This window comes from Desulfobulbus alkaliphilus (assembly GCF_016918545.1).
GTDB classification, from domain to species: Bacteria; Desulfobacterota; Desulfobulbia; order Desulfobulbales; family Desulfobulbaceae; genus Desulfobulbus; species Desulfobulbus alkaliphilus.
Genome location: NZ_JAFFQC010000006.1, coordinates 139,746 through 155,098, shown reverse-complemented (window position 1 = coordinate 155,098; position 15,353 = coordinate 139,746). Strand labels below are relative to the sequence as shown.

Here is a 15,353-nt window from a genome sequence, read left to right as displayed (position 1 = left end):
CTTTTAAATATAATTTCTATATTTTTATTTAATTCATTTAAATGGTCAATTCCAAATATCTCACATGCTTTTTTGTTAACCAATTCAAAATGAAAATTATTTTTATCTTTACCATATAATGAATTTTGACTTTCAACAAATATATTTATATCAAAATCACTCGATTTGAATGTTTCACAAAATGATTTCAATTTAGTAACATCAATAACGGCAATTGCAATATCAGTATTAATAAAAAAAGTATCTATATTCATTGATTATTTTTTTATTTTGCTTGATTATTCAATAATACTGAAAAATAAGGACCTGTAGCTAGCTTACAGAGTCAAAAAATTTCATTTTTTCATGAAAATACAGATAATTTTCCTGACATGAAAAAAATTTTTCTTCCCTCAGCCCAAAATACAAAACCGGCAAAAAAAGGAACCCTCTTTGTTGTAGGCACACCGATTGGTAACCTGGGTGATCTCACCCGCAGAGCGATTGAAACACTGGCTTCTGTTCATCTTATCGCATGCGAGGATACTCGGCATACAAAAAAACTTTGCCTGCACCTCGGCCTGAAAACACCTCTTATCAGTTACTATCGCGGAAAAGAACAAGAAAAGTCTGATATCCTGGTGCAAATGCTGTGCGCCGGTAAAGATGTTGCCCTGGTATCAGATGCTGGTACGCCGGCGCTTTCAGACCCTGGGGCGATTTTAGTCAGAAAAGCCAGATTGGCAGGCATTGAAATTGTAGCCGTTGCTGGACCTTCCGCCCTTACCGCAGCCATATCCATTGCCGGTCTCCCCCTGACCCAATTTTTTTTTGCTGGTTTTCCGCCGGCAAATAAACAAGAGAAGAAACGCTTGTTTGACAGTGTTTCCACCCTGCCCTACCCTCTGGTTTTTTATGAAGCGCCTCATCGTATCAATACGACGTTATCAACGATGATCGAATGCTTTGGCGACAGACAGGCTGTCTTGCTTCGCGAACTGACTAAAATTCATGAAGAATGCATAGAAGGCACGCTCTCAACGCTCAGCAGTCACCTGCAAAAAGGGGTAAAAGGTGAGCTGGTTCTCATTGTTTTTGCCGCAGAAGGAGCCTTTGTTGATAAACCGGAAAATCTCGATGAGCTTCTATGCTGGTATCGTGACACCCAGCAGACAAGTTTGAAAGATGCTGTTCAGTCTATTGCCTCCAACTTAAGGCTACCACGAACAGAAGTATATAAAAAAGCGTTGTCAATCTGGAAGGAAAGGGATTAAAAATCCCATAATAGCTTTCTCCTTTCCAGAAGCAGACGCCTGAATCCGTGACGGCTTAACTCTTTACTTGATTTAACGTATTGTCATCAGCTTATCATTTCAGCTGAATCCTTAAAAATACCCTTCACCAGCCGCCCTTAGTGACGTCCATCCGTACGCCCTCTTCATTGCCCGTAACCGCCCGATAAAATTTACTTTAAGCGAATGGCCACAGGCAATACAGCTGACGCACGGACGAATGCTCACGAATCCAGGTTTTCTTCATATACCCTCCGGTGAGGATATTCCAGACGCAAAGGATCACGATGGACCGAATAACAAAAACCACCAGCAGGTGCCCCCGCACTGATCACCGTATATTGCTTGAGGCGGCCTGTCGTGCCGCATTGACAGCGGGAGATCAAATCAGGAGTCTGTACAATCAGCCCCATGAAATCACCATGAAAGGTGCTATCAACCTGGTAACAGAGGCTGACCTGGCTGCTGAGGCAGCCATACTTGGTTCACTTGCAGAAGACTGCCCGGGAATTCCCTTCATGACCGAGGAGTCTACTGCGACCCATGGCAAACACCCCGGGGATTGCTTCTGGATCATTGACCCGTTGGACGGGACCACGAACTTCGCGCACGGTTTTCCCTATTTCGCTGTTTCCATCGCACTTTTTGCCCATGGCAAAACACTTGTCGGGGTGGTTTATGCGCCAATGTCCGATGAACTGTTCTGCGCTGTCAAAAATTGCGGTGCCTGGCTGAATGGAGCTGCTATTGAGGTTACCAACACCGGTCTTTTAATTGAGTCATTGATTGGCACCGGATTTCCCTATACCAGTGGTGACAACATCGCAAAGCTAATGCGACAGTTTGAATCCGTTCTCACCAACGTTCGTGATATCCGCAGGGCCGGGGCGGCCGCTTTGGATCTAGCCTACCTGGCCTGTGGACGTCTTGATGGTTTCTATGAATTGGAGCTGCAACCATGGGATACAGCAGCTGGCTTGCTGCTGGTGGAAGAGGCGGGCGGACAAGTCACCGACCTCACCGGTGGGGTATACTCACCTTTCCTGTCGGAAATTCTCGCCAGTAACACCATGCTGCACCCACATCTGTTGCGCCTTCTGCGATGATAGCCTCTCCTCGCCAAGCTGGGCCACCTTTGTGGATTCTGCATGGTTGCATGCTGATAGCTGCATTCCTTGTTTCCACTTCATTTACGGTGGGTAAAGCCATCACTCCTTTTATGGATCCGGCGACCCTGACTCTGATGCGCTTCCTGTTGGCTACCCTGCTCTTCGCACCCTATGTCATCTATAAATTCGGCCTAACCTTCCCGGGTATCATCGCCATCCTCCGCTACAGCCTCATTAGCATGGCCTTGGTAGGTTTTTTCTGGCTGATGTTTCTTGCTCTTCGTTCAACCGACCCATTGAATACCGGGGCAATCTTCACCACCGTTCCTGGACTGGCGGGTCTCTACAGTTGGCTCCTGCTTCGGGAAAAGTTAGGGAAATCTCGCGTTATGGCTCTTTTCCTCGCCATGACAGGTGCCCTGTGGGTTATTTTTGAAGGAGATATGCAACTGGCCCGCTCCCTTGAATTCAACTATGGCGACATTCTCTTTTTTGCCGGTTGTCTGTCCATGGCCCTGTACATGCCCTTGGTCAAACTCATGCACCGAGGTGAACCCATGGCGGTCATGACATTCTGGATCCTTGCGACCGGTTGTTTCTGGCTGTTGCTGCTGGTCAGTCTCCAGCCTCCAGCAACCGCCCCGGTTCCACCACCAGCCAAGTTGTGGTTTGGGATCGTGTATCTTGCCTTTTTCACCACCATTATCACTTTTTTCATAACCCAGTGGGCAACATTGCACCTCGGCCCCACCCGCGTCATGGCGTACTCGTACCTGTATCCGCCCCTGATCATCCTTATCGAGTGGTTTCTCCAAAGTGACATACCCTCCGGCCAGACGCTGGTCGGCATCATGATCATCGCCCCTGCTTTAATCATCGTCCAATGGGAGGAAAGAAAAATGGTCAAGCGACATCTTGAGACCTGACCAATCAGAGGCCATTGTGTGGATCACATCCGCACATCCGGTGGATTTTCACGAGTGTACACTGTGACCTGCAACCACATAAGAGTACAACCTGAATCCGTAATGGCCGGGAGGCTTGTTTTAAATATATATTCCTCTAATCATTTAAAAATGTTAACTGGGCCCTTGACAATATCTTTCACCAGCTGTTGGTCGAAAGTCCCCTTGCCAGCCCAAAAAACTGGCGCGCGACAACAAGGAACAACCAGAGCTGAACAAATCCAAATTCAATACAAGCTGATCGTAAGCGCGCAAAAACATTTGACCCTGCACCCCATTAGCGATTATATAGACACTTTAATTGTTACAATTAAAACACGTGTCAGCCATACTCCACATTGAATACCGTGAACTGTCCCGGCTGACACATGCTCTCAATGACAGAAATTCTCTCCTGAAAATTTACTTTGTCATTAACAGTAACTTTTCTCCTTTCGGCCTTCAAATTTTGTTTCAGGAACAAGGGTAGTTATGTCGCGGTTATTTCCAATGGAAATAAAATACCAGTTCACCGGTAGACAATCCAGGTACCATGCACAATGATATGTAATACAATCCAGATTTCTGCTTTTTTAATATGCTAGGCAATACAAAGACCAGAGAATGTAGACAACAGCGATTTTTATCGCAACGGGTTGAAATTCGATCAACTCCCCTCTATATATGAAAATTTTTATTGATATTGGAGTGATAATGAAAATCAACCCTCAAATTTGCCCTGTGAATCAACACCGAGCACCATTCATTATTCATGGGACATCTTCCAAAAATTCAATGGAGATTCATGATGATTAAAGTTCGACGTGTTGCAGTTCCCATTGATTTCTCTGAGAATTCGAAAAAGGCTGTCCTTTATGGTATGGAAATCGCCAAGGGGCAACAAGCAAAACTATACCTGCTACACATTATCAACCAAAGACTCATTGATACAATGCAGGAATTGAGCTTGAAAGGGTACAAAGAGGACTTTCTTGACGCAATGAAAAGCATGCTGCAGGAAAGAGAAGCTGACCTGAAAGAGTTTACTCCGGCCGACTCCATGCAGGATTTAGATATAGATTACACCATTCGCAAAGGCAAGCCAGGTGAAGAAATTGTCAAGTTCGCCAAAGAGAATAAAATAGGCATGATCGTCATGGGAACCCAGGGACGAACCGCTTTTGCTGATGTGTTTGTCGGCAGTACCACCCGGACGGTTATCAATCGGGTTAAATGCCCAGTACTAGTCGTCCATCCTGACGATGAAGATTTAGAAGATTAGACAAGTTACCAGACACTTCAATTTTTCTCTTATGTTGAAAAAGTACAAAAAGTCTGTCAACTTTTTGGACCAGTCAACGGAGACCTGAACACCTGCGCGTACGCCCGTGCGTCAGCATGGATGGCCGGAACCATTCGATCAAAAAACCTTTTATCGGACAAATCCGGACCATAAAAATTGTGTGTTGACGGATACTTCGAAGGCGTGGCGAGTGAAGATTCTCGGCAAAGATTCAGTCGCAATGACAACCTGATCACAGCAGAATACAACCAAACAAGAATCAACCGTTCCGGCCCCGGGAAAACCAACCGGAGCAAGGGGAGAAAAAACATAGAATTATGCCCGATGCCTGTGAAGACCGTCCATCGCATCAGAGCAAGCGAACAGGCGACCGGGTACAATCGACACCTAAACAGGAAGCGAGACAGGCTGCTGCTGATGCGTTGATGAATGGTCGCCGTGCGTGCATCAAGGTTTCCATGATTGAAGAGCATCATGCCTACATGAAAGGAGCAGTGTCAGGTATGCTGCACAGAAGTTTGCAATGACAGCCATAATCCTCACCTGGATTGTTGGCAACGTTGGATAGACCAACCCAAAAACCAAGCAGGAGGAACGAAGATGAAAAAAAGATTGTTCATGGTCATCACTTTGAGTGCCTTACTGATCACTTGGGGCATGACCCCAACGCCTTCAATGGCCAGGACTGAATTCGTATCCATTGGTGGCGGGCCCACCGGGGGCACATTCAACTATTTTGCCAATGCCATTTCCCTTTATGTACCAAGGGTTGTCCCCAATGTGAGAATGTCTTCCGAGGGTTCCGGAGGATCGGCTGAGAATGTCCGCCGGGTTCACGGCGGAGACTTTGATTTCGGCATCTCTTATGCTGTTGACATCCAGTTGGCCGCCCAAGGGGGACTCCCTGAAGACACTCGCGTGTACGACACGGTACGGTGCATTGGTTACCTGTACGGCGCCCCTGCTCAATTGGTGGTTAACGCTGATGGCCCCCTGATGACGCCCGAAGATCTTGAAGGAAAAAGAATAGCTGTGGGGAATGCCGGATCCGGTGCTGCCGCCTCAGCTGAACGTTTCTTCCGCCACCTTGACCTTTGGGACAAGATCAGGCCTGAATTTCTTGGCTATTCTCCAGCTGCAGCGGCATTCAGAGATGGCAAGATCGATGGATTCTGGGTTTTAGTCGGCTATCCCAACGCTTCCATCATCGAAGCTGCTACCCAGAACGATATCCGTCTCATGAACCTGGCAGACGCTGCGGAGGCAAGTGGTTTTTATGATGCCTTTGCGTACCAGCCAGCTGCCATCCCCGCCAACACCTACAGAGGTCAGACCGAAGAAACCGCAACATTTGAAGATGGAACTCTCCTGATCACCCGCGCTGATGTCTCGGAAGACCTGGTCTATGAACTGACCAAGGCTATCTGGTCGGAAGAAGGCCTTGTCAGTCTGCGTCAGGCTCACAATGCCGCCCGGGCCACATCACTGGAGAACAACTTCAGAGGGGCATCACGACCTCTGCACAAAGGTGCCTACAAATTCTGGGTCGAGCAGGGATTCGAAGTTCCTGAACATCTCAAACCAATTGACTGATTAAGCGCACAGCTATTACTTGTAGCAGCTTGACAAACCGTGTACCCTGACCAGTCCAGCAGGTACAGGGTACACGTCCAATTCATTGCGGACGAAACAACACTCTTCGGTTAAACCGGCAGATTTCATCTTAACAGTCTCCGGCGGCAAGAACCCTCTGCTCTTTCCGCCGGTCTAAGGATACCAATGACCCAGGATCGGAACACGAAAGAAATTTCAGAGGAAGAGCAGGCGTTAAAGTCCGCTGCAGACCCGGACAAACTTCAAAAAATTATCCAGCGTGACGCCAAATCAGGGCGGCAGATGTCAGGATTCTGGTACTATCTGACCTCCGCCCTCGGTGTCGGCATGGTTCTTTTCTACTTGTATAATGCCGGTTTTCAGCCTTTTGCCTCTCAATATCATCGCGGTGTTTATGTATTCGTCACCTATGTTCTCGTTTTTCTCACCTATCCGATGTGGCGTGGCTCACCTAGTCATCGGCCATCATTCCTGGACATAGCGCTTGCTCTCGTTTCCGCTTTTGTCGTTGGATACTGGATCCTGGAGTTTGAATCCCTCAATTATCGCATGGGGAACGAAACCCCCATGGATTTTTATGTCAGCCTGATCGGTATCATTGTCTCGCTGGAAGTGTGCCGCCGCGTGCTTGGAACTTCTCTGACAATAGTTGGTGTGGTATTCATCGGCTATTGTTACTTTGGTCCGTATATGCCCGACGTCATAGCGCACCGGGGTTTTTCTGTTGAGCGTATTGTCAATCACATCTATCTCAAGCAGGAAGGGGTTTTTGGTATTATGGCCGATGTCCTGGTCACGTATGTCATTCTCTTCATCTTTTTCGGTGCCTTTCTTAAAAAATCCGGCGCCGGTAAATTCTTCCTTGACCTGCCTCTGGCTCTGGTCGGCAAATCCACTGGTGGCCCTGCCAAAGTTGCCGTCGTTGCCTCAGGATTTTTTGGCTCTGTTTCCGGCAGCGCCATTGCCAATACCGTGTCCACGGGGGCTTTTACCATCCCCCTTATGAAAAAGGCCGGGTTCAGACCACACGTGGCTGGTGCCATTGAACCGTCTGCTTCCACGGGGGGAATGTTCATGCCACCCATTATGGGCGCAGGTGGCTTCCTCATGGCGGAAATGACTGGAACCCCTTATGTCGAAATCATGAAAATGGCCATATTTCCGGCCCTGCTCTATTTCCTCGCTGTTTATGTCATGGTCCACTTTGAGGCTAAACGGTATGGACTGGTGGGGTCAGGTGATGCCGAGGCAGGACCACGAGCGCTGGATATCCTCAAGAAACAATGGTTCATGTCCTTGCCCCTGGTAATCATAGTTACGATGATGCTCAAGGGGTATTCCCCGGGATACGCAGCGGTGATGGCAACACTTTCCTGTGTCGCGGTGAGTTGGTTGACCACCGAATACAGGATGGGCCCTCGCCAGATTTTTGAAGCTCTTCAGGAGGGCGCAAGAAACACTCTGGTCATCGGTGCTACCGTGGGGGTCATCGGAATCATTGTTGGGGTCATAGCCTTGACTGGTATCGGACTGCGGTTTTCCGAGATTATTTTCAGCCTCTCCGGAGGAAGCCTGCCTCTTGCCATCCTGCTCATCGGGATTGCAGCCCTGCTTCTGGGCATGGGAGTCCCGGTCACCGCCTCTTATCTCATTGTCGCCGTTCTTGCCGTACCTGCCATGAGTGCTATGCTGGCGCATCATCATTTCGGCATGAGTTATACCGAGCTGGAAATGGCCCTGCCGCAAGCAGCTGTGTGGACACTTCTGGCCTCCCATATGGTCGTGTACTGGTTCAGCCAAACTTCCAACATTTCGCCACCGGTCTGCGTTGCGGCATATGCCGCCGCTGCCATTTCCGGATCCGATCCATGGAAAACAGGCTGGACCGCTTTCAATTTCTCTAAAATGATTTTTCTGGGCCCTCTCCTGTTTGCCTACACACCAGCTCTCCTTTTAGCTGGAACCGGTGTTGAAATTGCCACTGCTTTTGTGACCATTTTCCTGGGAACCATCATTTTTTCAGCTTTATCCATGGGATACTTTCTGTGCCCAACAAATATCCTGGAATGGTGTATTGGCGCCATCGGCGCAATATTACTCCTCTTTCCCAAAATAGTATTCGGTCTCACAAACATTGATGTGCCCATTCTTATAATTGATGGAGTGGCCATCGCTCTTTTCGTTATTGTCTACACCCTCCAAAAAATCCGCATTAAACAGAATCCCAAACTGCTGCTCCCCTTGCATCAGCGCAGGAAATAAAGTAATGAGCCCGCATCGTTCAACGATGCGGGCTCACTGTGCTTGCAATCCTTAATCACTCCCTGAATCCGTGACGTCTGGACGCTTGTTTTATATTTAGTTGCTGCAGAATTGCGTCAGGAGCATGACCGTTTGATTCCAGGTGCGATTATGCCTCCGCTACCGGAAGCGAATCAAGCCCTCTGGTCAGGCTCGACCTTGAAAACTTCCACAGCCTTGCGCAGGGAACCAGCCGTGTTGCTGAGCATACTCATTAAACTGGCGGTATCTTGTGATGTAATGGAAGTCTCTTTGTTGACACGGCCCACTGCCATCATGTTTTCAATCACCTTTTCCGAGGTCTGTACCTGTCTGGACGTTGCCCTGGTGATGGAGTCGATCAGATCTGCCAACTGGTTGGACACCGATTCAATTTCCTGTAATTGACCGTACGCGCCGTCGGCCAGTCGGGAACCCTGAACAACTCTACTGATACTCTCGTCCATGCGACTACTGACATCTTTGATTTCCGACTGAATGCTCCTGACCAGCATCTCGATCTGTTTGGTGGCATTGCCCGAACTCTCGGCAAGCCGCTGCACCTCCTCGGCAACAACAGCAAATCCGTGGCCGGCATCACCAGCCATGGCAGCCTGAATGGATGCGTTCAAAGCCAGAATGGAGGTTCGGTCAGCAATACTGTTGATCATTTCAACTACGTTGCCGATTTCCATGGAACTTTCGCCAAGCCGCTTAATCGATCTGGCCGTTTCGTTGATCTGTTCACGGATCTCATCCATGGCAAGATTTGTCTTTTCAACAGCTTTAGCACCTTCACGGGCATTGGTTCGTGACATCACTGATACATCGGCCGATTTTGCCGCATTCGTTGAAACCTGTCGAATAGATTCGGCCATCTCGTGTAAAGACTCAATGGCAGCGTTAATCTGTTTGGTTTGGTCAATACTCTTTGCTGCCAGATCCTCGGTCAACTTCGAAACATCGGTCGCCGTATCGTCAACCGCCTGGCTGGCCATTTTCACCTGGCGAACAATCTCGCCCAATTGCACAGCCATGGTATTGAAGGAATCAGCAATTGCACCGGCCATATCCTCCGTCACCTCAGCTCTCGTCGTCAGATCACCCTCGGTAAGGTCACTGATTTCCACCATAAGTTTCATGATCGACTCCTGGATGGCATCACGTTCTTCCCGGATTTTAAAGAGGGCGTCGATATCATCCAACATGACGTTCAAGGCGGTTGCCATCTGACCGAGTTCGTCGCTGGAGATAACCTCGGCCCGGGCTGTAAAGTTCCCTCTGTTCATTTCCGCCAGCAGATTCATGGTTCGGTTGACCTGTCCGGTTAAAGCTCTGGTGAATGTGAAGGCAGTCAACACCCCGAAAAGAAGGGCAACCAGCCCCACACCGATCACGATATACCGCACCTTCCCGGCGGTTTTCTCTATACCTTCCACTGCCCGGGTCTCACTGGCAATCGCCTGTTGCACCAGAGATTGGATAACCGATCCCGCCTGTTGAATCGCTTTCTGGTCGGCTCCAATCCCCATCGTAATGGCCTCATCGGTTTGACGTAGAGCAGTAAAGCGCTCAATCAATCCTTCAGTTTGCGTACGCAGGTCATTTTTTTCGGCAGCGGACACCCCGGAAACTTGGATGCTGTCAATAAAAGCCCCGGCTGCTGCCAACACCGTATCACCGGTTTGTTGTTGGGGAATAAGCATGTACCCCTGCAGAGCAGAAAGTACTTTCTGGAAGCTGAGTTGCACCTGAGAAGAATCAACCATCGACACCGACCGCCTCAAAACTTCGATAAATTGCTGCAAGTTGGTCAATTCATCCACTTCAGGATCAACATACACCTCAAGAACCTGAACGGAGCTGATGAAGGTTGCCAAGTAGGTATTGATGGCATACATGGCGTCCCTGGCGAGATCCGTTTCAAGTTCTCCTGGAGCTATCTGTTGAATATCAAATAGATTTTCATTAATCTTTTCACCGGCTGCAATAAAAGCATGCATATACCGGTCTTTTGCTTCCTGCATGCCGATCCTGCTGTAGTTGAGCAGAAAATCCTTCTCAACTCCCTGCATCATCTGAAATGTTTTCTCGGCTTCAAGACTGAGGCGTACGACCCTCCCCTGCACAGCCACTGCATCATCGATGGTTTGTTGGGTAAAATGTTGCGAAATTACGGCAAGGATACTGACACCAAGAATCAAGGCAATCATAACAAAAAATGCCAATATCAACTTACCCTGAATTTTGAGCCTGCCGATCACTGCTGAGAAAGGGTTGCCAATGCTCTTTTTTGGGGTGCTTTGCTCTTTCATTTTCTCTCCAAGATCCCATGGGTATCTTGTCTCGTTGATTTTTCCTGCAACAATGAACCGGATCCCATCGTGCTCTCTGCAAAACTGATGACATTCCGGAAACAAGACCTTTTCCTGAATCGAGGCACGCTGACATATGGACCCGCAGACACAGAGATCCTCTTTTGAGGAGTACACTGGCCAACACGATAAAGAATCAGGGCAACAGAGTCACTTCTGGATGGGCACGATTTTTTCTGCTCCAGTTCAGTCTGTCCCATCTGGATGAAAGCGACCCAGAAGCAAAGTGCTCAGGTCGATGAGGACCAGGGCTTTATTCTGATGCTGGTAAAATCCACGCAGCAGTCCGGTTCGGCGAAGGGAAGCAGGCGCCTCCCGTTCGAGCAAAGAGGCACCATAGGTTTCACTGGTAATTTTTTCCATGCGCACACCCGCCTTTGCCAGGACCATGACCTTCAATGGTTCCCCGGTCTCCGGATCAACAGCTCCGGTACGGACAACCACCAATTGACGATATCCCCCCCGGGGAACTGTCCATTGCCCATTGCATAACGTGTCAAGGCAGATCACCGGTATCAGTCGGTCAAGATAGACCAGCACCCCCTGCAGGTATTCCGAGCTGAAGGGTATCCGCTGGATCGGACGCTGGCTCAGGATCTCCACAATCTGATTCTGGCTGAAAAGACAAAACACACTGCCGGGCCAATCAGTTATGGTCATCGGCAGAAGAAAGACACGTCGATCCTCACATCGTCCCCTGGCCTTCATTTCTTCTCTCTCTTCAAGCCTGCACGCTCCTGACATCAACCTGAATCCGTGGCGACCGGACGCTTGCTTTTGGTATATATTACTGTACTCATGGTACAATTTCAGCGGAACCCTTGATAATACCTTTCACCAGACACCTTTTGGGGCGTCCGTCCGCACGCCATCTTCATTGCCCGTACCCGTTCGATAAAGTGTCCTTTAGTCGAACGGTCACAGACAATACAGCTGACGCACGGTCGAACGCTCACGGATCCGGGATCATGCAGCCATATGATGCGGAACTTTGAACAAGGCAGCCATGTGCAACAACAGTATTATATCTTTGCCGTTGGGGATGGCACCCGCAACCAGATCCCTTGCAAAACCGGTAAAGGCGTGAGGTAAAGAGAGTTGCCCGTTCACATCCATCGACAGCAGACGGCCTTTACCGGTCATGCTCAAGGCCAGAAATTGGTCTTGAAAAGTCAAAATAAGATAATGGCTCTGCTTGAAATCATCGGTGCCGTGAGGATCGAGGACCTTAAAAAGGTCACAAACCAGGGCCTGTTTTTCATTGGGCAACGGGATATACCGTTGCCCCTGTTTTTTCATCGATTGGACCCGGCTGGCATCACGCACTCCGATTCCGGCAATAGCATGTTTTTCAAAGCCAAACAGCTGCCCCCTGATCATTGCCAGAAAAAAAAGGTTCATACCCGCACCTCGCCAAGCCCATCAGTGGACTCTTCACTATCCGCAGGTCTTCCGGTCACGCGAAGCACAGTTGTCACCAATTCCTCATCCGTGCATGGTTTATTCAAAAAAGCGCTGGCACCGAGTTGCAATGCTTTCTCCCGATGCTTGGCAGAGGTACGCGAGGTCAGCATGATAACCGGTATCTCCTTGCCACCCGTTCTATTGTTCAATTTGCTGAGGAATTCAAAACCGTTCATGCGCGGCATCTCCACATCAAGGACCAGACAATCAGGGCGAACTTCGTTGAGCTGTTCCAGGGCATGGAACCCATCTTTTGCCTCGAGAGGTATCCATCCCTGTGCGGCAATCAAACGGCTCATGACCCGACGGATGGAAATGGAGTCATCGACAATCATCACTGTACACGAATCAAGGGGCCGAAGTCGGATCGAATCACGAGTAAAATGAACACTGCACCGGTCTGCCTCAACAAGCTCAGGGATATTCAGCACCGGAACTACGCTGCCATCCCCCATGATTGCTGCGCCGGAGAGACCGGGGACAGCACGCAGGTGACATCCCAACCCTTTGACGACAAGTTCTTTTTGCCCGGTTATCTGGGGAACGGAAAGAGCCATTGTTCGACCAGCCACGTCAAGGACAAGAACCAGGGGATGCTTTTCGTTTTCATCTTCTCCCTGATGCAGCAAAGACCTCAGCGAGTGCCAGGGCATGGTCGTCTCACCCTGCGCGAATGTTTTTTCCGAGCGGGAAAGGGCATGACTATCTACCCTTTGAATATTCTTGATATCATTGATGGCAATTGCATAGGTCACCTCTCCGACCTTGACCAGAAGAGCCCGGAGCACACCCATGGTCAGCGGTATGCGAAGAACAAAGGCTGTTCCCTGGCCTTGAACGGTTTCCACGGCAATGCTGCCTTGCAATTCGTGGACATTTTCCTTGACAACATCCATCCCTACGCCCCTACCAGAAATCTCGCTGATGGTTTGCGTACTGAAGCCAGGGTAAAAAATCAGATCCATGAGTTGCTGTTCATCCAGGGCATCAGCACGAGTACCAAAACCAAACTGTCTGGCTTTTTCACGAATGACCTCAAAATCAAGCCCACGCCCGTCATCGTGAAAACGGATAACAACGGTGTTCCCCTCACGTCGGGCAGCAACCGTGATGATGCCCTCGGCATGTTTTCCCAGTGCCAATCGTTCCTTTTCCGCTTCGATCCCATGATGGGTGGCGTTACGGACCAGATGCATGAATGGATCGGCGAGTTTTTCCCAGACCAGCCGATCCAGCTCAACCTGTTCTCCTTCAACCACCAGGCGGACCTTCTTGCCGAGCCGACCTGCAACCTCCCGGGTAGTTCGGCTCAATCGAGGAACCAAGATCGACAGAGGGTTCATCCTGGCTCGCAGCAACTGCACCTGTACTTCACGGATGAAGCGATGCTGGCGGCTGATGTCGCTGCCTATGCCGCTGCAAATCCGCCCCAGATTGCCATGGAGCGCGGCGACATCGACGGCTGTTTCATTCAGGGAACGAATGATCAGATTCAAGCGGGTATATCGATCTAGTTCGAGGGCATTAAATTCGGTCAGGCTCTGCGCATCTTTCAGGCTCTGCCTCGATGCATCCAGATGAGTGAAATGCCTGGAAAGACGACCCAAAGCCTTGACTTCGAATTGAGTTTCCAATTCATACGCGATATCTTTCAACCGACGGGTGGTCAACGCCAATTCAGCCAGAGCATCCTTGAAAAGATCCATATTGTGATCAAAGCCACTGACACCGACAAGCAATTCATTGGTCAGGTTGAGCAGAGAATCCAGTTGCCCCCGACCGACCCGAAACGTTTTTTCGGTTTCGGCCGAGCTGAGCTGCCGGACTTCAGGCAAGGCCGGTTGCGTTGATGCTTCGGCAAGCGCCGACGTCGCCTCTGTTGGCGTTTCAGTCTGACCAGTACCTGATATATCGACCTCGGGATGGAAATCGCACAGTACCTCCTGCAATCGGCGGTGCATGGCCGTTTGCCTCCCTGAAAGCACCGATTGAGGTGATTCCACCAGTACCCCGAGCAGGCTCAGGGCTTCGGCCAGTACGTTGACAGCAACGGGGTCAAGGTGCACAGCCTGCTCGTACAACCAATCGAGCCCGTCCTCTACATGGTGGGCGTACGAGGCAATATCATTGAACCCGATAACAGCCGCTGCTCCCTTGATGGTGTGCACGGCCCTTCTGATAGTGCGAATTTCTTCACGATGCTGAGATGTTATCAATGTTTTGGTGTTGATCTGGTTTTCGAGGTTCTGCATTGACTGGTGCACCTGATGCAGGTGTTCCTCCGCTTCCTCAAAAAACCCATCGCGAAGAAGTTGCTGCTCCTCCTCACTGAACAGGTGCCCCTGCAAAGATCCGTCGCCAGGATCACTTACTTCGTCATAACCGCTCACTGTTTCAATCTGGTCGGACAGATCACCCTCCGTGGCAAAAAAAGGAAGCGGTCCAGCGGATACCTCCTGCTCTTCTTCCGCTGCTGCGATAAGCGGTTCATCCAGGAACAATTCCTCGTCATCGCAGAAGATATGCTCGTCCACCGGGAAAATCGGCTGCCCATTACCAGCCTCAATCCTGGCAAAGGTGTCCTTGGTCCGAGCCAGAAGCACCTCGTCGTCCACTGGGATTCCCTGGCGCACAGCCCCACAAAAATGAGTAAAACAATCAACTGCAACCAGCATGGCGTCAAAAGCTTTCGTTGTCAGAGCCAGCTGTCCTGATCTGATCCCGTCAAGAGCGTTTTTCATACAGCCGGCTATGCTACCCAGACCATTGACCCCCACTATCACGGAAGCACCGTGAATGATATGGACCAGGCGGTATATTTCTTCAAAAACAGGTCCCTTATCCGGCGCTGTCTGCAGCGCTTCTATCCTTTTGGCGATGAGGGGAATATAGCTCTGCACTTCTTCAATGTACCCTGTGAAAAAATCATCACCATCCCTTGCCATCAGCTCACTCCTTCTCTGTCCGCAGATGGATAACCAGGGGCACAATGG

Annotated in this window: 11 protein-coding genes; 6 read left to right on the top strand and 5 right to left on the bottom strand. The window is 49.6% G+C overall.

The genetic code is table 11. The annotated features are described in order from the left end of the window. The coding region (locus JWG43_RS05185; RefSeq protein ID WP_205241756.1) for a hypothetical protein at positions 1 to 254 on the bottom strand (254 nt) is incomplete at its 3' end. A gap of 117 nt (positions 255 to 371) precedes the next feature. Between JWG43_RS05185 and rsmI the strand changes: the two genes are divergently transcribed. From rsmI to JWG43_RS05155, 6 genes are all read left to right on the top strand, one after another. Next, positions 372 to 1,253, top strand: a complete 882-nt coding sequence (gene rsmI, locus JWG43_RS05180; RefSeq protein WP_205241755.1) for a 16S rRNA (cytidine(1402)-2'-O)-methyltransferase — start codon at positions 372 to 374, stop codon at positions 1,251 to 1,253. 305 nt (positions 1,254 to 1,558) lie between these two features. Continuing rightward, complete coding sequence (locus tag JWG43_RS05175) at positions 1,559 to 2,377, top strand: inositol monophosphatase family protein (protein ID WP_205241754.1); 819 nt, start codon at positions 1,559 to 1,561, stop codon at positions 2,375 to 2,377. Positions 2,378 to 2,427: 50 nt separating this feature from the next. Then, positions 2,428 to 3,306 (top strand): DMT family transporter, encoded by an 879-nt coding sequence (locus JWG43_RS05170; RefSeq protein WP_205241753.1) that lies wholly within the window; start codon positions 2,428 to 2,430, stop codon positions 3,304 to 3,306. 823 nt (positions 3,307 to 4,129) lie between these two features. Continuing rightward, positions 4,130 to 4,606, top strand: a complete 477-nt coding sequence (locus tag JWG43_RS05165) for a universal stress protein (protein ID WP_205241752.1) — start codon at positions 4,130 to 4,132, stop codon at positions 4,604 to 4,606. Positions 4,607 to 5,227: 621 nt separating this feature from the next. Beyond that, positions 5,228 to 6,220: a TAXI family TRAP transporter solute-binding subunit gene (locus JWG43_RS05160; RefSeq protein ID WP_205241751.1), complete on the top strand. Its 993-nt coding sequence runs from the start codon at positions 5,228 to 5,230 to the stop codon at positions 6,218 to 6,220. Between the two features lie 303 nt (positions 6,221 to 6,523). Then, on the top strand, positions 6,524 to 8,503 hold the full coding sequence (locus JWG43_RS05155) for a TRAP transporter permease (RefSeq protein ID WP_240193392.1): 1,980 nt from the start codon (positions 6,524 to 6,526) through the stop codon (positions 8,501 to 8,503). 173 nt (positions 8,504 to 8,676) lie between these two features. Here the strand turns inward: JWG43_RS05155 and JWG43_RS05150 are convergent, their stop codons facing one another. From JWG43_RS05150 to JWG43_RS05135, 4 genes are all read right to left on the bottom strand, one after another. Continuing rightward, a complete protein-coding gene (locus tag JWG43_RS05150) occupies positions 8,677 to 10,836 on the bottom strand; it encodes a methyl-accepting chemotaxis protein (protein WP_205241749.1) in 2,160 nt (719 codons plus the stop codon). Positions 10,837 to 11,082: 246 nt separating this feature from the next. Beyond that, positions 11,083 to 11,640, bottom strand: a complete 558-nt coding sequence (locus JWG43_RS05145; RefSeq protein ID WP_205241748.1) for a chemotaxis protein CheW — start codon at positions 11,638 to 11,640, stop codon at positions 11,083 to 11,085. 222 nt (positions 11,641 to 11,862) lie between these two features. Then, the gene (locus JWG43_RS05140; RefSeq protein ID WP_205241747.1) at positions 11,863 to 12,297 is read right to left on the bottom strand and encodes a hypothetical protein; all 435 of its coding nucleotides are present in this window, start codon (positions 12,295 to 12,297) and stop codon (positions 11,863 to 11,865) included. Beyond that, positions 12,294 to 15,305 carry a hybrid sensor histidine kinase/response regulator gene (locus JWG43_RS05135; RefSeq protein ID WP_205241746.1) on the bottom strand — a complete coding sequence of 1,004 codons (3,012 nt, stop codon included), beginning with the start codon at positions 15,303 to 15,305 and terminating at the stop codon, positions 12,294 to 12,296. Before JWG43_RS05135 ends, JWG43_RS05140 begins: the two co-directional genes overlap by 4 nt. Positions 15,306 to 15,353 lie beyond the last annotated feature (48 nt).

Coding starts and splice junctions, on each gene's coding strand:
- JWG43_RS05145 (WP_205241748.1), bottom strand. CDS start 11,640: ATGTCAGGAGCGTGCAGGCTTGAAGAGAGAGAAGAAATGAAGGCCAGG.
- JWG43_RS05175 (WP_205241754.1), top strand. CDS start 1,559: ATGGACCGAATAACAAAAACCACCAGCAGGTGCCCCCGCACTGATCAC.
- JWG43_RS05160 (WP_205241751.1), top strand. CDS start 5,228: ATGAAAAAAAGATTGTTCATGGTCATCACTTTGAGTGCCTTACTGATC.
- rsmI (WP_205241755.1), top strand. CDS start 372: ATGAAAAAAATTTTTCTTCCCTCAGCCCAAAATACAAAACCGGCAAAA.
- JWG43_RS05165 (WP_205241752.1), top strand. CDS start 4,130: ATGATGATTAAAGTTCGACGTGTTGCAGTTCCCATTGATTTCTCTGAG.
- JWG43_RS05150 (WP_205241749.1), bottom strand. CDS start 10,836: ATGAAAGAGCAAAGCACCCCAAAAAAGAGCATTGGCAACCCTTTCTCA.
- JWG43_RS05140 (WP_205241747.1), bottom strand. CDS start 12,297: ATGAACCTTTTTTTTCTGGCAATGATCAGGGGGCAGCTGTTTGGCTTT.
- JWG43_RS05135 (WP_205241746.1), bottom strand. CDS start 15,305: ATGGCAAGGGATGGTGATGATTTTTTCACAGGGTACATTGAAGAAGTG.
- JWG43_RS05155 (WP_240193392.1), top strand. CDS start 6,524: ATGTCAGGATTCTGGTACTATCTGACCTCCGCCCTCGGTGTCGGCATG.
- JWG43_RS05170 (WP_205241753.1), top strand. CDS start 2,428: ATGCTGATAGCTGCATTCCTTGTTTCCACTTCATTTACGGTGGGTAAA.